A 17,916-nucleotide genomic window follows, 5' to 3' on the forward strand; every position below is an offset into this window, starting at 1 on the left:
GCTAGCTCCTAGTAAAGCTTAACAAATGGATAACTTCAAAATCACCTTTTTGGTCTCACATCATTGACAAAGGTACATTTACTTAAATGAAAACGTATTTTTTCTTTAGTTTTCGAGCTTAGTATATTGTTAAAAAATAGTTTTCAAAATAGATTTCTTTCATATATTTTCACTATTTTTCACTTTTATATCAATAAAATTATAAAACCCCGTTGATTACAACTGGTTTCATGATTATTCTTGCTCTTCTTTTTGTTTTTTCTTTTTGAGTAGTCCAAATAACAGCATTCCTCCGAGCAAGGAGAGGGATTGCTGGATAGAGTTGGATAGTGACTCGGAGACGGACTCAAAGGCAGATTCCTATACGGAGAGACTCAAACTCTCTGTCATAGGCTGGTAATGAAAAGAAAAGATAAGATTACTCTCACCTTTTCCATTTTTCTAAAATTGAAATCTTTTGCATACATTTTTGATAGTCTTGCATCCTACCAGCTTTCAAATAAAAATCCTTGTGTAGATTCAATCGCCATCTATACGCCATTAATTCCGGCGCAATATCAAAACCAATTAATGACAAAACTGTAATTCGTTCTTCAATACTTTTTAGAGGAAAGACAGAAGAGATTTCGACCGTTTTAGTAACACTTGTTTGTCTTTTTCGATGGTAATATAAACTCGTATTTGAAAAGACAATGCGATCAGCATTCAGATAAATTTTCCAGGTTGTATAGTCGTCCTCAACTTTTTCATCTTCTGGATAAACAATGCCTTCCAATAGGGAGGATTTATAGAGTTTGCACCACGGAACTGTAAAGCATTGACTAATCGCAAATCGGCCTTCATACTCTTTATTAAACCATTCTTGCGGACTATAAACCTGTCTAAAGTAATCTTGAGCTTGTAAATGGAAAGCAAATGAACTCGTCTCTTCCATAAATTGTGTAAAGTTAACCACAGCAATATCAGCATCCGTCTCTTTCAACGACTGATAGAGATATTCAATGTGATTCGGTTCCAACCAATCATCATTATCAACAAAGAGAATATAGTCTCCACTCACCAATTGTAAGGCTGTGTTTCTGGCTGCACCTACTCCACCCCCACCCAGAGGCTTATTCACCAGTTTAACTCGACTATCTTTTTGTCGGTACTGCTCACAAACGCTAGCACTTCCATCCGTTGAACCATCATTCACCAATATTATTTCAAGATTTTGATAGGTTTGATTTATAATACTATCCAAACACTGTTTCAAATAAATACCCGCATTAAAAACAGGAACGATAACCGATACTTTTTCCATCCTACTTAAACTTTCTAAATTGATCGTATAATTCTAACTTCACCCCTATCGTTCGATACAATTCTATCTGTCCTGCATAGAGGGCATCGGCTTTACATTTTTCTAAGCGAGCAACATACGAAGCGATCTGAGCTTGTGGATTATAGCCCATCGTCACTAGCAGAGCAATACGCTCCTCGGCATTACTAATCATGGTCGTAATATCCTGCAACATAGCAGATCGAGATAGTCCTTCCGGCCGTTGAGAATAGTAATAAGGACCTTCATTGGTGAAATGAATCTGGTTAGCTTTCAAATACAACTTATAAATCGTTGCATCATCTTCTCTAAGACGCCCTACCGGATAGCGAATATCCCCAAACAAGGACCTTTTAAATAGTTTCAAAGGAGAGAAGGTGAAAGCTAGATGCATATTGTTCTTCATATCTCCTTCTAGATCCAACCACTCCTGGACAGAATAGACTGTTTGGAAGTAATTTCCTTCGTTATGGTAAAAAAGGAAAGACTGCCGTTCCTCGTTGAAAGAGGTGAAATTTGTGGCAGCAATATCCGATCCTGACTCTATCGCTCCATCATACAGATGTTTTAGATAGAAATCTTCCACAAAATCATCCGAGTCAACAAAGGTAATATATTCCCCATTTGCATTATCGATTCCCTTGTTTCGAGCAGCAGATACTCCTGCGTTTTCCTGATGAATAACTCGGATCCGCTCATCTTTTTTGGCATATTCTTCCAAAACGAAGGCACTTCCGTCTGTCGAACCATCATTAATTAAAATCAATTCAAAATGAGGATAGGTTTGTTTCAATAAGGAATCAATACAACGTTTTAAGTATGGCTTCACATTATAAACAGGGACAATAATACTAATCAAAGTAGATTCTGATTGCATTTTATGCTCTTCTTTCACCGAAACCTCCTGTAGAGTTTGCGGCGCAACACCCACCCAAGCCTTTACGGAAAGAAGGTAGTCCGCATCATCTGTAAACTGAATATCTGTATCAAAATTATGCTCAGCAGTGTGCTTGTGGTCAAGTTTCACCTTGGAAGTCGCTTTCATTTGGAACCATTCATACTCAGAATCGATGTGGCCCAAATCAATTGCCTGATGACCTCTCTTCATCAAATCAACTCCCAAGACCTTGGCTGTTGGCCCCAACATCAGAAGGACCAGCTTATCATCTGCATGCTCTAGAATCGCTTCTAAAATGTCATCGTATTTAGCAAAAGCATTCTTTGATGGACAAACGATTCGAGAAACAGATTCTGCTCCAGCAAACAGATCATTACCAACTCCTGATCGACTGGTCTCACCTTCGACAATCAAAATATCTCGACCCCGCCATAAGTCCTTAATGGCTGCAAAATAGGCTGCCGCAGGTTCCTTATCCACCAAGTCAATATAGGGACGTGAAATGAAGGTTGAACCGTACCAATCAGATTGACACTCGTGGGCATAAAATTGACCATAGCGCTCAAAATGACTCTTCCAAAATTGTTGAGCATTTGAATTATACCGTTCCAATCCTTGAAAGACATCTGGCAAACACACCACTAATTCCGGAGAACTTGGAATGGTCAAAATAGCTTTTAAGGCTGCCGCTAATTCTGAATCATATGGCTGATAGGGGATACTAGACCCCTGAATCACATCAATTTCTCCATCTCCAAATCTCACAACAGAGGATTGGTGTTCTTTGATATAAGCAAGGCTATCTAAAATCGGCAAAACACGAATTTCTTCTAATTTTCTCATCCTTCTCCCCCATCACATATGGCACTAAAGACAGCATCGATCAATAATTTTTTCGTAAAATAGCCTTGTCGAACCAAGGGATTAAAGGCCCTTACTCTAGCCACAAATCCCTGATAGTCAGCTGGTGTCATAGCTTGAATTTTTTCAGCCGCTTCATCCAGACTGTCTACAACCAAACCAAGTCCATTCGCCTCGATGATTTCCTGATTGGCAATTCCTCTCTGAACAATCACAGGGATTCCTGCTGCTACAAAAGCACCTAATTTATACGGACAATAGAGGGTTTGATACCCCTTGTCATGATCATCCATCCAGACCAAGCCAAATCCGCCCTGCGACATTTCTAACAAGAGCTGTTCATCTGGGCGATAAGGCAGGCGTTTCACCATGGTTGGCAACTCCACCTCTTGGCGACAATAAAGATGAACCTGAACAGGATAGTTCCAGCTTTTCATGAAACTAAAACGCTCTGGTGAGCCCGGAAAGTGAATTAAGGGCTTGTAATAAGCTGGTAATTGCGGAGCATTGGTCGGATGATCCCACATCCCCTGAACTAGTGTCTTTTTCACAGTCAAACCATGTTCACGCAAGACATCAATCATCTTTTGACTCGGAGCCACAATGACATCTGCTAGATTATAATAGGCAATGGTCCGGTCCATCAAGTAGTAATTCCCCGCAAACATTAAAGGAACAACATCGTGGATAAAAATCACAATTTTGATTTGATAGGCCTTCAACTTTGCCATCAAGCGCTCATCAAAATTCGTTGTATTCCAAGTCGGCGTTTGGAAGATGACAACATCCCCATGCCGCAAGCCAGCCACAATCCCATCCAAGCGTTTACTGAGTTCAGACGGACTATCTGCCTCCATATTATAAGCATAGACCCCCAGTTCACGATAGCCAAGCCCAATCGCAATATCTGTCACCATATTTTGTCCAAGCTGCGCCGTTGAAGATGCTGCTTGACCGTTTAAATTTGTAATATAGACTCTCATTTAGTTGTTTCCGTATTTATCTATCATCCGCTTGCGGAATTCCAGGTTCTTATAAGCTACTACATCCCCATTACGCAGTTTGCTATCCCGATTTATCTGCGAACGCCATTTGTAGGCGGCAATTTCCCGTGACAAATCAAAACCAAGTAAACCCAGCACCTCAAGGCGTTCTGCCACTGGCTCCGTTGAAAATATTGTCGCCTGATCGGCTGTCTGGGTCATCGACCCCGCATTGACACGATAAATCAGACTAGAGCGATGCATATAGGCGATTCGATTCGCTGCCAAGTATGTTTTCCAAGTTGTCCGATCGTCCTCCCCAAAACCATCTGTCGGATAGAGGATGTATTCAAACAGAGACTTTTTATACATTTTGCTCCAAGGTACTGTGAAACAGAGGGAAATATTGTGGCCAACACCATATTGGAAAGCAAACCACTCTTCTGGGCTATAAACAGCCTCGTAATAATCATCTGTCCCAATGTGTAAATTGAACTGCCCAGTCTCCTCGTAATACTGAGTAAAGTTGGAAATGGCTATATCACTTCCTGTACGAGTAAGTAGTTCATGCAAATCAGAAACATGATTGGGATCTATCCAATCATCTGCATCTACAAAGACGATATACTCTCCTGTCGCCACTTCAAGCGATGTATTACGTGCAGCACCTAGGCCCTCATTCTTCCTCTTGTGAACCACTCGAACCCGTGAATCTTGCTTACGCAACTGCTCGCACAAGAGAGCTGACCCATCTGTCGAACCATCATTGATCAATAAGATCTCTAGATTTTTATAATCCTGTGCAATAATACTTTCGACACACTGACGAAGATGTTTTTCCCCATTGTAAACAGGTACAATTACACTCACTTTTTCCACTTATATGCCTCATTCCCTCTTTATATATTACCATTATCATAGCATGCCTAGACTAGAAATGCAAAAATAGTCTGTTATTTTTCTATAAACAAAAAGGGGATTTTCCCCTTTTTAACGATAGATTCCATAATACTGGTGAGCTGACCATAGCCCCGTCACCATAGCTTGAACCAACTCTGGATCCATCAAAAAATCTGTAACTGCCTGCCCATTGAGGTATCCAGCTTCGCTCTTAAAACCTGTGAAGGCTTGGCAGCGTTCCTCTAGTTCCTTCCGAATGTCCAGATACTTTTGTGGATTTTGCAGAGGCTGGTTCACATCACAAGCTCCTGCCAAAAACTCCTCAATCGTCATGTGATTGGCCAACTCACGCAAACCAGCAAAACGCCCTTCTTCAAATCCTTGTTCCTGAATATTCAAAACAGGTGTTCCAAGCGCCAAACATGGCAAGGTTCCATGCAGACGAGTGGTGACGACAAAACGTGCTGATTGATAGAGATAGAGGTAGTACTGAGCCACTTTCATCCGTTGAGAAGGGCTCATGTACTGGTGGTTGATATCTGCACTCATCCGAATAACAGGATAAATAGATTCTCTTGCCAACTTATCATAAACAGCATTTGGCAAATCAATCGCTAAGACAAAATCCTGCTTTTTCACATTCTTTTCTGGTTGAATGGTTAATGTCAAGCAACCAGACCAGTACGAGTCTACACCGATCGATTCAAGGAAGTCTTTGGTAGCTCCACTCCTCGCACCAACTGGACCATATTTTTTGAAAAATGCTCTATTTTCTTCCGTAGAAAATTGCTCTTGCACCAGATCATCGATAAACATCGATATCAATAAAGGATCGATTTTTTCATTTTTTAATGGAAAATTTTCCGGGCGGTGGGAATACCAGCCATTCATGATAAGCTTGATTGATTCCTCACCATCATACTGGAACTCATTTAAATAATCCCTGTTCACATAGTAATCTATCTGTGGTAAAAAACGACTCGTCGCTACCGACTGAATCTCATCTCCAATATTACCAGTGGTATACGAAAAAAGGGCATATTTGGTCATGACATCTCCTACTTTCTTATTTGGTTCTAGTATAGCACAATATAGTAGGAATGCGAAGCTCGTAGCTTAGATTGTTCGAGCTTGACCTACCCCATTATTGATTTTAAAGACATACTTATGCCCCTGAGTCAGACTATGATAAAAACCATCTCCCTCATAGACTTGGAAAATCTGCATGGTCTTGCGACTTTCCTCGTCCTTGTAAACATGTTGAACATAGGGATTATCCGCAAAAACCTTCTCCAAGAGTTCTTGACTAGCCGGACGTGCCTTCCCTTCAATGCGAATGACCTGAATCAAGTAGTCTTCTTCTGACAGGGCGGTTAGCGCCACGCGCTCATCCCCCATCAGTTGTTGATAGAAATGTGTTTCCGAACCTGTCATAAAGAAAATACCATCTTCATTGGCAGCTGTGATATGGATAGGCCGCGCATGAGGATTTCCATCTGCATCAACCGTCGCAAAAATCCCTAGCTTCATTCCTTCCAAAATTTCCATGACATCTTTGACTTCCATAAGTAGCCTCCTAGACTTACATTCTACCTAAATTATAGCAAATTCCATAGGGAAAGTTAAGGTTAACATACAAAAACCCTTCCGAATATTTCCCATCCCTCTAGCCCTGACGCCCTCTCTTTAGCTGAGTTGTCTTTACATAGTCCCTAAACTGCCAAAGGCATAAAATGACCAACAACCTTTCCTACAATTTTAGGCTGGTCTTCATAAAAGGCAAACTTGTCCGGATGGTCCGGATTAATGGATACAAGTCGGAAACCTTCTTCTTCCCGATAGACACGCTTGATATAGGTATGGCCGAACCAGACAATGGCATAAATACCACCGTCATAATCAAAACCAGTCTCCTTGATAAGCGCCACTTCTCCTGATTGGAACATGGGCTCCATGGAGTTTCCCTTTATCCAAGTCGCTACATCATGGTCCATCTCTTTATCAAAATAGACTGTTTCTGTTTCAAATTCATCATCAAAGGCCTCACCAGGCCCTGCCGACAGCAAAATATTGGTCCGAACCTGATAGGCCACAAACTGTAGAGACTGGTGCTGCTCCTCCAACAAACGCTGTGAGTAACGCTTCACCTTACCTTGATGAGCGCTAGTCAGTTTATGGTAGACCGACAAGAGCTCAAAATCTGCATCAAAATATCCCATTTCCACCAAAAATGTTTCTTCCAATGCTCGCAAATGCTTGGCATTGGGAACCGTCGTCTCCGATTCCCACTTAGAAATCGTCACCTTCCCAACACCAACCAGCTTCCCTAGATTTTCCTGCGTCATCTCATTGACCAAACGAATCGCTCGCAAACGCTCCCCTGAAAACATCCTTCACCTCAATAAGTTTCTTTATAAAGTAACTATATTATACAAAATATTCTGTTTTCTGACAAGTTTTTTTCTATTTCTTTCCACTATTTATATATAGACTCTCTAGCTCAAACTTATTCATTGCATAAAAACCATATACAAAGCATGATTTACCAAGGTTTCTATTTAATATATAAAAAGAGAAGACCAAAATGGTCTTCTAAGTGGCACGCTTTCTTTTGTTCATTACAGTTTCTGGTGATTCACACTTTCACAGAATTTAGTACCAACCAATCAGCTGATGAAGCCATTCCTCAAAAGCAGGAAAGTTCTTCATGGCAAGCAATGTCAAAACCATAACTGCTATCAGAATTAGGAGTACAAGGTATTTCTTCTTCACTTTTTTACTCCTATTTGACCCAAGCAGTCAACACTTCCTCATCAGAAATGGTTTCTGAGATAAAGCTGCCGTTGCTGGTGCGTTCAGACAGGCTAAGCTGGGTCACATCGACCTCATAGAGTTTGCCTGTTTTGGACTGCACGTGAAGGATTTGACTTGTCGTTTCATCTTCATTTGCTGTGCTAAAGAGGTCAAAATCCCCCTGGTCCGTCAAGACTGGACCCGCCGCAAAGACACGGTGAGGCTTGGCCTTGAGTTCACGAAGGACTTGCAAACCACGCTTGGCACGGCTGGTCACAGGGATTTCCTCCGTCGCCATCCGCTTAAGGCTACCACGCTGGGTCAGAAGATAGACAGAGCTGGTCTTGCTGATAAAGGCCGCAGTCACCACATCCTCGTCCTTGAGGTTGACCGCCTTGACACCGGCCGCCTTGGCACCGATAATTGGCACTTCTTCGATGTTAAATCGCAGAGCGTAGCCCTTTTCTGTCATGAGCATGATGTCATCCAAGACTACAGGCGATACAGTAATGACCACATCCTCTGCATCTTTGAGTTTGGCATACTTGGTTGACTTGGACTTGTAAGTCCGCCATGGCGTGAACTCCTTCCGCTCCACACGCTTGATTTGACCGTATTTGGTCACCGCGAAATAAGTTCCCTCTTCAAAATTCTCTACCAATTCAGCGAAGATAATCTCTTCATTGGTGTCAAAGTTCATGAGAGTCTGGCTCAGGTGTTCACCAATATCCTTCCAACGAATATCTGTCAACTCATGGACAGGTCGGTAGATGACATTTCCAAGATTGGTAAAGAGCAATAGGTGCTGGGTTGTCTTGGCATTCTGCAAGAAAATCAGCTGGTCGTCGTCCCGCTTGCCCATTTCTTCAAGGGTTGAGGCATTGAAAGAACGCGGACTTGTCCGTTTGATGTAACCTGCCTTGGTCACGCTGACAAAAGTTTCTTCTTCGACAATCAAGCTGGCGGTGTCAATCTCAATCGTTTCTGCCTGATCCTGCAATTCACTCAAACGAGGATTGCCAAACTGCTTCTTGACCTCACGCAGTTCTTTCTTCATGAGATTGAACATGGTCCGCTCATCGCCGATAATGGCCGCCAAGGTCTGAATCTGCTCGCGTAGGGTTGCTTCTTCATTTTCCAAGGTCACAATGTCGGTATTGGTCAAGCGGTAGAGTTGCAAGGTCACGATTGCTTCTGCCTGTTCCTCACTAAAATCATAGCTGATTTTCAAGTTTTCCTTGGCGTCAGCCTTGTTTTCAGAAGCACGGATAAGGGCAATAACCTCGTCCAAGATGGAAATGACACGAATCAAACCTTCTACGATATGGAGGCGTTTTTCTGCCTTTTCCTTGTCAAACTTAGACCGGGCAATGATAATCTCACGACGATGGGCAATGTAACTAGACAGAATTTTCTGCAAGCCAACCTGACGCGGGGTAAAGTTGTCAATGGCCACCATGTTGAAGTTGTAATTGATTTGCAGGTCGGTGTACTTGTAGAGATAATTTAGGATGGTCTGCTCGTCACTATCTTTTTTCAGTTCAATGGCAATTCGCAAGCCCGTCCGGTCTGACTCGTCACGCACTTCTGCAATGCCCGGCACCTTGTTGTTAACACGGACATCATCAATCTTCTTAACCAGAACAGCCTTGTTGACCTCGTAAGGAATCTCGGTAATGACAATCTGTTTCTTGCCAGCCTTGAGTTGCTCGATTTCACAACGGCTACGGACAACGACACGACCCTTACCAGTTTCATAGGCTTTCTTGATTTCGTCAGCCCCTTGGATAATGGCACCTGTTGGGAAGTCTGGTCCAGGCAAGAACTCCATTAGCTTTTCTAATTTAGCTGTCGGATGATCAATCATGTAGACAACGGCATCAATGACCTCCGCTAGATTATGCGGCGGGATGTCCGTCGCATAACCTGCAGAAATTCCTGTCGCTCCATTGACCAAGAGATTAGGGAAGGCAGCTGGTAGCACAGTGGGTTCTTTTTCCGTATCGTCAAAGTTCCAGGCAAATGGCACAGTCTTTTTCTCGATGTCAGCCAGGAGGTAGCCTGCCATCTCCGACAGGCGAGCCTCGGTGTAACGCATCGCCGCAGGCGGATCACCGTCCATGGAACCGTTGTTCCCGTGCATCTCCACCAAAATCTCGCGGTTCTTCCAGTCCTGACTCATGCGGACCATGGCATCATAAATAGAGAAGTCACCGTGCGGGTGGAAATTTCCCATGATATTTCCGACTGACTTGGCGGACTTGCGGTAACCCTTGTCAAAGGTGTTGCCGTCCTTGTTCATAGAATAAAGAATCCGACGTTGCACGGGCTTGAGACCGTCACGAATGTCCGGCAAAGCCCGCTCCTGAATAATGTATTTGGAGTAGCGACCAAAACGCTCTCCCATGATGTCCTCAAGGGACATGTTTTGAATATTACTCATAATATTCCTTTTTCTTATTTTCTTATTTTTTTGTTAAAAAGTTTACTGCTAATTATACTTGTAACAGCATAATAAGATCTATATCTTCTTTTTTTCAAAGCGTTGTTCAATGGGAACATCATCTTGTTTAGGGTTTGTCTCTATTTTCTGCCGAGCGCAGCTTCTTCCATGCCCGATAATCTTCAATGTCTTTATTAACCCAGTTCCAGCAAGTTGCTATAACCAGCGCATCATCCATTTGACCAAAGAATGGAATCCAGTCTGGAACTACATCTACAGGCGAGAGAAAGTAGATTAAAGCCGAAACAATTGCGAGAATAGTCCTTTTAGGAATCTTGGTATAATCTCGTTTCAAATAGCTTCGAACCATACTAATCATGATGGGAATGTTTTTAAATTCCTGCGCTAAAAAGGGAATCCATATAATTTTCTTTTCTATTTTCTCCAAGAAAGGTTCCATTTTTGAATCATCTTTCAACAGTGACTCAGCTTTCTGGTATCTCTTTTGAATTTCCTCAATTGCCTGTTTTTTAGAAAATCTTTTTTTCATCTTGTCTTCCATACTTTCTTTGTCATAAGTGAAAAACTGTTCATCAAAATACTGTGTTTTCTTCTAGCGTAAACCTAACATTATCCTCAATCCACTTACGGCGTGGCTCGACCTTGTCGCCCATGAGGACGGACACACGGCGTTCAGCACGTGCCAGGTCTTCAATGGTGACACGGATAAGGGTACGGGTTTCAGGGTTCATGGTCGTTTCCCAGAGCTGATCGGCATTCATCTCACCAAGACCCTTGTAGCGTTGGAGGATAAAGCCCTTGCCAAAATCCTTGCGGAGATCTTCTAGTTCCCCGTCAGACCAAGCATATGCAATCTTTTCTGTCTTGCCCTTGCCTTTGGACATCTTATAGAGTGGCGGCAGAGCGATGTAAACTCGCCCTGCTTCTACCAAAGGTCGCATGTAGCGATAAAAGAAGGTCAGCAAGAGGGTCTGAATGTGGGCGCCGTCCGTATCCGCATCGGTCATGATAATAATCTTGTCATAGTTGACATCTTCTAGCGTAAAGTCTGAACCAACACCTGCACCGATGGTGTAGATCATGGTGTTGATTTCTTCGTTTTTGAGGATGTCTGCCATCTTCGCCTTAGCGGTATTGATAACCTTACCACGCAAAGGTAGAATGGCTTGGAACTTGCGGTCACGGCCTTGTTTGGCAGATCCTCCGGCAGAATCTCCTTCGACTAGATAGAGTTCATTTTTAGCTGGATTTTTGGACTGGGCTGGGGTTAATTTTCCTGATAAAAGCCCTTTGTCCTTCTTGTTTTTCTTACCGTTTCGGGATTCGTCACGCGCCTTACGAGCGGCTTCGCGGGCATCACGCGCCTTAATGGCTTTCCGAACTAGATTAGATGCTAGCTCGCCATTTTCCAAAAGGAAGAAGGTCAGCTTATCCGACACAATGCCGTCCACCACAGGACGAGCAAGCGGACTGCCCAGCTTGTCCTTGGTCTGTCCTTCAAACTGCAAATGCTCTTCTGGGACAAGGATAGAAAGGACCGCAGACAGTCCTTCACGGTAGTCAGAGCCTTCCAAGTTCTTGTCCTTTTCCTTGAGCAAGTTGGTCTTACGAGCATAGTCGTTCATGGCCTTGGTAATGGCTAGTTTAAGACCTGTTTCGTGGGTACCGCCGTCCTTGGTACGAACGTTGTTAACGAAGGACAGGATATTGTCCGAATAGCCGTCATTGTACTGCATGGCCACCTGGACTTGGAAACCAGACTCCTCTCCCTCAAAATAGAGAACTGTTGTTAAGGTCTCCTTGTCCTCGTTTAGATAAGTGACAAAGTCCTGCACCCCATTTTCGTAGTGATACTCCTCCTGCTCACCCGTCCGCTCATCCGTCAGGGTCATGGTGACTTGTTTGAGTAAGAAGGCTGATTCTTTCAGGCGTTCGGCAATGGTGTTGAATTTGAAATCCGTCGTTGAGAAAATGGTATCATCAGGCATAAAGGTAACTTTTGTACCTGTTTTTGATTTTGGAGCTGTGCCGATTTTCTCCAAAGTCGTAACTGGCTTGCCGCCCTGCTCAAATCGTTGCTTGTAAACAGCACCGTCACGGGTAATCTCAACTTCCAACCAGCTGGACAGGGCATTGACCACCGAAGAACCAACCCCGTGGAGACCTCCAGAGGTCTTATAGCCACCCTGACCAAACTTACCACCAGCGTGAAGAACGGTAAAGATGACCTCAACCGTCGGTTTCCCAGTTGCGTGCATACCGACTGGCATACCCCGCCCCTTATCTGCTACCGACAAACTACCGTCCTTGTTAATGGTCACCTCAATCCGATCACCAAAACCTGACAGTGCTTCATCGACCGCATTATCGACAATTTCCCAAACCATGTGGTGCAGTCCATTGCCATCGGTCGAACCAATATACATCCCCGGACGTTTGCGAACCGCATCCAACCCTTCCAGCACCTGAATGGCATCGTCGTTATAATTATTTATGTTTATCTCTTTCTTAGCCAAATCTGACCTCCATACATATCGTCTTTACTATCTTACAAGTTTTTAAGCATTTTTGCAAAAAATTTCTGCTATTTCGGCTGGAACAGGGCAAACTTGACTATTTGATGAAAAAGCCGGACAACTATGCTATAATCTAAGTATGTTACAGACAATTTTACTTCTAATATTAGCTTATTTACTGGGCTCGATTCCGTCAGGTCTCTGGATTGGACAAGCCTTTTTCAACATCAACATCCGAGAACATGGTTCGGGCAATACTGGGACGACCAATACCTTCCGTATCCTGGGTAAGAAAGCTGGAATGGCGGTCTTTGCCATCGACTTTCTCAAAGGTACCCTAGCGGCCCTCCTGCCAGTTTTCTTTCATGTAAATAGCCCTTCACCTATCCTATTTGGCTTGATAGCTGTTCTGGGACATACCTTCCCGATTTTTGCCAATTTCAAGGGAGGTAAGGCTGTGGCCACATCGGCTGGCATGTTGCTGGGTGTTGCGCCCCTCTTCTGCCTCTATCTGGTCTTTATTTTCGCGACCTCTCTCTACCTGACCTCCATGGTTTCCTTTTCAAGTGTCTTGGCAGCAGCCCTGGCCATGCTTGGAGCTCTGATTTTCCCAGCCCTTGGTTTCTTGGTCAATAGCTATGACTGGTTGTTCACCGTGATTATCCTATTTCTGGGTAGCTTTGTCATTATCCGACACAAGGACAATATCCAACGCATTTTGAAAAAAGAAGAGAACCTCGTTCCCTTTGGATTAAATATTACAAAGCAAAAGAAGAAATAATTTCAAGCGCCGAGAGGCGTTTTTTTATATCATGAAAGAGAAATAAAGCAGCTTTTTTGTAAGATTCAAAACCCTAAAACTGCTAACTTTGATAAAAAGTTCGTAAAAAGAAGGAGCCAACCAGCTCCTTCAAAACACTTATTTTTCAAATACAACCTGTCCATCCGCAATGGTATAACGAACTTGGCCCATGAGCCAATCACCGACAAAGGGAGAATTGGCGGATTTAGAGGCAAAGGTTGCTGATACTTGACGATTGACTGTAGGATCAAAAATCACTAGGTCGGCCGGTCCATTTTCAGCCAGATAACCTGCATCCAAGCCATAAAGTTTGGCAGGATTGATGGTCATTTTCTCCAATAATTCTTGGAGTGTCAGATGCCCTTCTTCCACCAAATGCGTCAAACCAAGTGATAAAGAGGTCTCCAGTCCAGTCATGCCAGACGGTGCTTGCGTCAAGTCCTCTACATTTTTTTCATCCGCATGATGAGGTGCATGGTCGGTCGCAATAACTGAAATGACACCTGATTTTAGCCCTTCTATGACTGCCAAACGATCGCTTTCCAAACGAAGAGGCGGGTTCATCTTGGCATTTGCCCCCTTGGTCAATAACAAATCTTCTGTCCGAGAAAAATGCTGAGGGGCTACTTCTGCGGTCACACGCGCACCCATACCTTGTGCAAATTCGACCACCTTGACAGACTCAGCTTTGGACAGATGCTGGATATGAACACGGGCACCCGTTTCATAGGCAATCATGACGTCACGAGCAATCATGCTGTATTCAGCCACACCAGTTGCGCCACAGACGTGAAAATACTTGGCAGCGACTTGCTCGTTCAAACCTAGAATACCATTCAAATCTGGATCTTCTTCGTGGAGGCTTAGCAGGCAATCCAATTTCTTAGCCTCCTGCATAGCTTTTCGCACCACACCAGCATTTGTCAATGGAATGCCGTCATCAGAAAGAGCTACAGCACCTGCAATCATGAGCCCTTCAAAATCCGTCAAATCTTGGCCGTTAAATTGATTGGTAATGGTTCCCACACTGTAAATATGAATGTTTTCCTTGCTGGCCGATTGCAGCACATCTTTCAAGGTGTCCACTGTCGAAATGGTCGGATTGGTATTAGCCATCATGACAACCGAGGTAAAACCACCCGCTGCTGCCGCCAGGGCCCCTGTATGAATATCTTCCTTGTGAGTCTGACCAGGCTCACGGAAATGAACATGGACATCCACCAGGCCAGGCGCAACAACCAAGCCACTAGCATCGATAACTTGTTCCGCATCTACCTCAATCTGCTCAGCAATCTTGATGATTTTCTTTTTTTCTATCAAAATATCAGCGACTGTATCCAGACCGGACTGCGGGTCTATGACGCGACCATTTTTAATTAACAGCATGAATACTCCTTTTTAAATGCTACTGTTTAGCCACAGCTTCAACCATTTGCTCCACTTCTTGAGCACTAATCTGGTCATCTACTTCTAAGTAAAGTTCCTTAGCTCGTTCAAAATAGCTGCACTCTTTGGTGATTTCTCCCAAGACACGATTGGCACTAGCTTCCAAATAGGGAAACTCAATACGAGCTGCCTCCTTGAGTACTTTTCGCATCTCTTGCTCTGCCAACTCCATATCTCCCATTAGAAAATGCAAATAGGCTTGCTCATAAGTATTACCAACAAGTTGAGACTCATTGTATTCAAATAGTAAAGATGCTTCCTCTTCAAGAAACTCCAAAGCTTGCTGATAATTGCCTGCTTCTCGCTCTACATCTGCCACCTGGCGCAAGGCCACTGGCTGCAATTCTCTCAGAAAAAATTCCTCAGCCTGGCTATGTTCTCGCGCCAAAACAAGATTAGCCTGAGCCAACTCTTTTGCCAAGTCCATTTCCTTCTCGGCAATCGCCAAATAAATCCGTTGATTTCGTAACCAAAAATGGCCTGAAATATGGGCATCATCCAGCCTTACAACTCCTTCTTCATAAAGCTGGTGAGCTAGGCTAAAGTTCTTTTCATCCAAAGCCTCAAAGAATGATATATCTCTTTCAAAATCGGTCATTTTCATTCCTTCAATTAACTTCATCTTCGCCAATCAATCTCTTCCTTCCCATTCTGTTTCAAAAAGGCATTAGCCTGTGAAAAAGGCTTACTCCCAAAGAAACCTCGGTAGGCTGAAAGCGGACTTGGATGGGCCGACTCGATAATCAAATGTTTGGGATTGTTTATAAGAACCTTCTTCTTCCGGGCATAGACTCCCCAAAGAATGTAGACAACTGGTTGGTCCAGACTATTGACCACCTTGATTACCACATCCGTAAAGGGCTCCCAAATTTGTCCAGCATGTCCATTGGCCTGACCGGCCGGTACCGTCAAACAAGCATTGAGTAAGAGAACGCCCTGTTCAGCCCAGCTGGTTAAATCATGACCTTGTTTGACACCGACATCTTCAGCCAACTCTTTTAGGATATTTTGGAGAGATGGCGGAGCTGGAATGCTATCTGGGACTGAAAAGGATAGCCCTTGTGCTTGTCCAGGTCCGTGATAGGGATCCTGCCCCAAAATGACCACTTTTACATTTTCTAAAGCCGTCTTTTCCAAGGCTGCAAATACCTTTTCCCTGGGTGGGTAAACAGTTCCGGCAGAATAAACCTGGTCCAAAAACTGATTGATGTTGCCAAAATAATGCTCCGGCAACAAGGCCTTTATCCGATCATGCCAAGCAGAATGCTCCATGCTGACTACCTCTTACTTCTTCTCTTTGATGATATAAACCGGTCGATGCTTGGTTTCCAAGAAAACCTTAGCCAAATACTTACCTAAAATACCAATGGTCATCAACTGCAAGCCACCTAAAAAGAGGATGATACAGATAGTTGACGGCCAACCGATAGTCGGATCCCCGAAGACCAGAGTCTTAAAGACAACGACAACCATCAAAACCAAGGACAGGAGGAAGGTGAAGAAACCAGTATAGGATGCAATATTCAGCGGCGTATCTGAAAAATTGATAATCCCTTCAATCGAGTAGGAAAGCAACTTCCAGAAGGACCAGCTGGTTTCACCAGCCACCCGCTCAACATTTTCATAAGGCAGGTATTCTGTCTCAAAACCAACCCAGGCAAAAATTCCTTTTGAAAAACGATTGTACTCTGAAACCGACAGGATAGCATCTACCATGTGTCGGCGCATGAGACGGAAATCTCGGGCCCCGTCCACCACTTCTACCTGGCTAATCTTGTTCATCAGCTTGTAGAAAAGCTTTGCAAAGAAGCTCCGAATAGGCGGCTCGCCATTACGGCTGACACGACGGGTACCAACACAGTCCAGTTCTGGATTAGTATCCAAGATGGCCTTCATCTGGGTAAGCATTTCTGGTGGATCCTGCAAATCCACATCCATGACGGTCACCAATTCACCCTGCGCAGCCTGCAGGCCGGCATAAAGAGCGGCCTCCTTGCCAAAATTTCGGGAAAAGGAAATGTAGCGGACACCATTGCCCTCAGCAGCCAACTGCCGAAGAACCTTGAGCGTCCCATCCTTGGACCCATCATTGACAAAAATATACTCAAATTGCTCCCTCATCTTCCGACGGACCACTTCCATGGCGTCGTAAAAATAGGGAATCGCCTCTTCCTCATTGAAACAAGGAACGATTACTGAAATCATACACTTCTCCTCATACGGTCAATTGTTTTCCCAACATTATACCATTTTCGGGGCCATGTTCCCAGAAATCAGTCGATTTTGCTGTGAAAACTAGTCCTCCAACCAAGTTTCAGGATTCTGGCGGAATTTTTTCAAGAGAGTCAAGCCATCCGCATTGATGTAGCCCTGCACTTTTGCGACTTTTATAAGTTCAGAATAATTGCTGAGCGTCACCAGTTTGACACTAGTGTTGTCAAAATTCCGGTCTGCCACAGGCAATTGGTAGGTGAAAATGGCTGCCACACCAAGTACCTCTGCTCCTTCACGTTGAGCCGCTGCCACTGCATCCAAGACAGAACCACCTGTCGAAATCAGATCTTCGATGATAACCATTTTCTGCCCCTTGACAATGCGACCTTCCAGTTGATTACCAGCCCCGTGCTCTTTTGGTTTGCTACGGATGTAAGCAAATGGCAGATTCATGCGGTCTGCAATAATGGCTCCGTGCGGAATGCCAGCCGTTGCCGTACCTGCAATCACTTCTACTTCTGGAAACTCCTCTTCAATTCGTTGAACAAAACCATCCTCAATCAGGTTACGGGTATCCGGATAAGAAAGCGTGATACGATTGTCCGTATAAATAGGTGACTTGATGCCAGACGCCCAAGTAAAAGGCTTTTCTGGTCGCAAATGAACCGCCTTGATGTCCAACAAATGTGATGCAATTTCTGTTGCTAGTGCCATGATA

Annotated in this window: 16 protein-coding genes; 1 reads left to right on the plus strand and 15 read right to left on the minus strand. The window is 43.8% G+C overall.

Features of this window, described 5'->3' with window-relative positions; genetic code table 11:
- Window positions 1-424: 424 nt before the first annotated feature.
- The 10 genes from ACHBIF_RS00005 to parE form a co-directional block, all read right to left on the minus strand.
- Complete coding sequence (locus ACHBIF_RS00005) at window positions 425-1,303, minus strand: glycosyltransferase family 2 protein (RefSeq protein ID WP_394717809.1); 879 nt, start codon at window positions 1,301-1,303, stop codon at window positions 425-427.
- A 1-nt stretch (window position 1,304) separates the two neighbouring features.
- Window positions 1,305-3,062: an SP_1767 family glycosyltransferase gene (locus tag ACHBIF_RS00010; RefSeq protein WP_394717811.1), complete on the minus strand. Its 1,758-nt coding sequence runs from the start codon at window positions 3,060-3,062 to the stop codon at window positions 1,305-1,307.
- Window positions 3,059-4,063 carry a sugar transferase gene (locus ACHBIF_RS00015; protein ID WP_172023025.1) on the minus strand — a complete coding sequence of 335 codons (1,005 nt, stop codon included), beginning with the start codon at window positions 4,061-4,063 and terminating at the stop codon, window positions 3,059-3,061. The genes ACHBIF_RS00010 and ACHBIF_RS00015 overlap by 4 nt, the downstream gene beginning before the upstream one ends.
- Window positions 4,064-4,933 carry a glycosyltransferase family 2 protein gene (locus tag ACHBIF_RS00020; protein WP_394717813.1) on the minus strand — a complete coding sequence of 290 codons (870 nt, stop codon included), beginning with the start codon at window positions 4,931-4,933 and terminating at the stop codon, window positions 4,064-4,066. It abuts the gene before it with no gap.
- Between the two features lie 120 nt (window positions 4,934-5,053).
- Window positions 5,054-6,013 carry a polysaccharide pyruvyl transferase family protein gene (locus ACHBIF_RS00025; RefSeq protein WP_105122847.1) on the minus strand — a complete coding sequence of 320 codons (960 nt, stop codon included), beginning with the start codon at window positions 6,011-6,013 and terminating at the stop codon, window positions 5,054-5,056.
- 66 nt (window positions 6,014-6,079) lie between these two features.
- Window positions 6,080-6,529: a pyridoxamine 5'-phosphate oxidase family protein gene (locus ACHBIF_RS00030; RefSeq protein ID WP_394717816.1), complete on the minus strand. Its 450-nt coding sequence runs from the start codon at window positions 6,527-6,529 to the stop codon at window positions 6,080-6,082.
- 146 nt (window positions 6,530-6,675) lie between these two features.
- Window positions 6,676-7,353 (minus strand): helix-turn-helix transcriptional regulator, encoded by a 678-nt coding sequence (locus ACHBIF_RS00035; RefSeq protein ID WP_394717818.1) that lies wholly within the window; start codon window positions 7,351-7,353, stop codon window positions 6,676-6,678.
- A 392-nt stretch (window positions 7,354-7,745) separates the two neighbouring features.
- Window positions 7,746-10,199, minus strand: a complete 2,454-nt coding sequence (parC, locus tag ACHBIF_RS00040; protein ID WP_394717820.1) for a DNA topoisomerase IV subunit A — start codon at window positions 10,197-10,199, stop codon at window positions 7,746-7,748.
- Window positions 10,200-10,326: 127 nt separating this feature from the next.
- A complete protein-coding gene (locus ACHBIF_RS00045; protein WP_394717822.1) occupies window positions 10,327-10,749 on the minus strand; it encodes a YkvA family protein in 423 nt (140 codons plus the stop codon).
- A gap of 43 nt (window positions 10,750-10,792) precedes the next feature.
- Complete coding sequence (gene parE / locus ACHBIF_RS00050) at window positions 10,793-12,736, minus strand: DNA topoisomerase IV subunit B (RefSeq protein WP_394717824.1); 1,944 nt, start codon at window positions 12,734-12,736, stop codon at window positions 10,793-10,795.
- A gap of 139 nt (window positions 12,737-12,875) precedes the next feature.
- Between parE and plsY the strand changes: the two genes are divergently transcribed.
- Window positions 12,876-13,517 carry a glycerol-3-phosphate 1-O-acyltransferase PlsY gene (plsY, locus tag ACHBIF_RS00055; RefSeq protein WP_125265559.1) on the plus strand — a complete coding sequence of 214 codons (642 nt, stop codon included), beginning with the start codon at window positions 12,876-12,878 and terminating at the stop codon, window positions 13,515-13,517.
- 138 nt (window positions 13,518-13,655) lie between these two features.
- Here plsY and ACHBIF_RS00060 read toward each other — a convergent pair whose 3' ends face one another.
- From ACHBIF_RS00060 to pyrE, 5 genes are all read right to left on the minus strand, one after another.
- Window positions 13,656-14,924: a dihydroorotase gene (locus tag ACHBIF_RS00060; protein ID WP_394717826.1), complete on the minus strand. Its 1,269-nt coding sequence runs from the start codon at window positions 14,922-14,924 to the stop codon at window positions 13,656-13,658.
- A 19-nt stretch (window positions 14,925-14,943) separates the two neighbouring features.
- A complete protein-coding gene (locus tag ACHBIF_RS00065; RefSeq protein WP_394717828.1) occupies window positions 14,944-15,606 on the minus strand; it encodes a hypothetical protein in 663 nt (220 codons plus the stop codon).
- Window positions 15,603-16,256, minus strand: coding sequence for a uracil-DNA glycosylase (locus tag ACHBIF_RS00070; RefSeq protein WP_394717830.1), 654 nt, complete (start codon window positions 16,254-16,256; stop codon window positions 15,603-15,605). Before ACHBIF_RS00070 ends, ACHBIF_RS00065 begins: the two co-directional genes overlap by 4 nt.
- Window positions 16,257-16,268: 12 nt before the next feature.
- Window positions 16,269-17,189: a glycosyltransferase family 2 protein gene (locus tag ACHBIF_RS00075; RefSeq protein ID WP_394717832.1), complete on the minus strand. Its 921-nt coding sequence runs from the start codon at window positions 17,187-17,189 to the stop codon at window positions 16,269-16,271.
- A 90-nt stretch (window positions 17,190-17,279) separates the two neighbouring features.
- On the minus strand, window positions 17,280-17,912 hold the full coding sequence (gene pyrE / locus ACHBIF_RS00080; RefSeq protein ID WP_394717834.1) for an orotate phosphoribosyltransferase: 633 nt from the start codon (window positions 17,910-17,912) through the stop codon (window positions 17,280-17,282).
- Window positions 17,913-17,916: the final 4 nt, after the last annotated feature.

Source organism: Streptococcus sp. A11, from assembly GCF_043674225.1.
In the GTDB taxonomy this organism is placed as follows: Bacteria; Bacillota; Bacilli; order Lactobacillales; family Streptococcaceae; genus Streptococcus; species Streptococcus suis_V.

What these genes read in the sequence shown, in the direction of transcription:
- ACHBIF_RS00035 (WP_394717818.1), bottom strand. Translation starts at nt 7,353, where the DNA reads ATGTTTTCAGGGGAGCGTTTGCGAGCGATTCGTTTGGTCAATGAGATG.
- pyrE (WP_394717834.1), bottom strand. Translation starts at nt 17,912, where the DNA reads ATGGCACTAGCAACAGAAATTGCATCACATTTGTTGGACATCAAGGCG.
- ACHBIF_RS00075 (WP_394717832.1), bottom strand. Translation starts at nt 17,189, where the DNA reads ATGATTTCAGTAATCGTTCCTTGTTTCAATGAGGAAGAGGCGATTCCC.
- ACHBIF_RS00010 (WP_394717811.1), bottom strand. Translation starts at nt 3,062, where the DNA reads ATGAGAAAATTAGAAGAAATTCGTGTTTTGCCGATTTTAGATAGCCTT.
- ACHBIF_RS00015 (WP_172023025.1), bottom strand. Translation starts at nt 4,063, where the DNA reads ATGAGAGTCTATATTACAAATTTAAACGGTCAAGCAGCATCTTCAACG.
- ACHBIF_RS00005 (WP_394717809.1), bottom strand. Translation starts at nt 1,303, where the DNA reads ATGGAAAAAGTATCGGTTATCGTTCCTGTTTTTAATGCGGGTATTTAT.
- plsY (WP_125265559.1), top strand. Translation starts at nt 12,876, where the DNA reads ATGTTACAGACAATTTTACTTCTAATATTAGCTTATTTACTGGGCTCG.
- ACHBIF_RS00030 (WP_394717816.1), bottom strand. Translation starts at nt 6,529, where the DNA reads ATGGAAGTCAAAGATGTCATGGAAATTTTGGAAGGAATGAAGCTAGGG.
- ACHBIF_RS00065 (WP_394717828.1), bottom strand. Translation starts at nt 15,606, where the DNA reads ATGAAGTTAATTGAAGGAATGAAAATGACCGATTTTGAAAGAGATATA.
- ACHBIF_RS00070 (WP_394717830.1), bottom strand. Translation starts at nt 16,256, where the DNA reads ATGGAGCATTCTGCTTGGCATGATCGGATAAAGGCCTTGTTGCCGGAG.
- ACHBIF_RS00025 (WP_105122847.1), bottom strand. Translation starts at nt 6,013, where the DNA reads ATGACCAAATATGCCCTTTTTTCGTATACCACTGGTAATATTGGAGAT.
- ACHBIF_RS00045 (WP_394717822.1), bottom strand. Translation starts at nt 10,749, where the DNA reads ATGAAAAAAAGATTTTCTAAAAAACAGGCAATTGAGGAAATTCAAAAG.
- parC (WP_394717820.1), bottom strand. Translation starts at nt 10,199, where the DNA reads ATGAGTAATATTCAAAACATGTCCCTTGAGGACATCATGGGAGAGCGT.
- ACHBIF_RS00060 (WP_394717826.1), bottom strand. Translation starts at nt 14,924, where the DNA reads ATGCTGTTAATTAAAAATGGTCGCGTCATAGACCCGCAGTCCGGTCTG.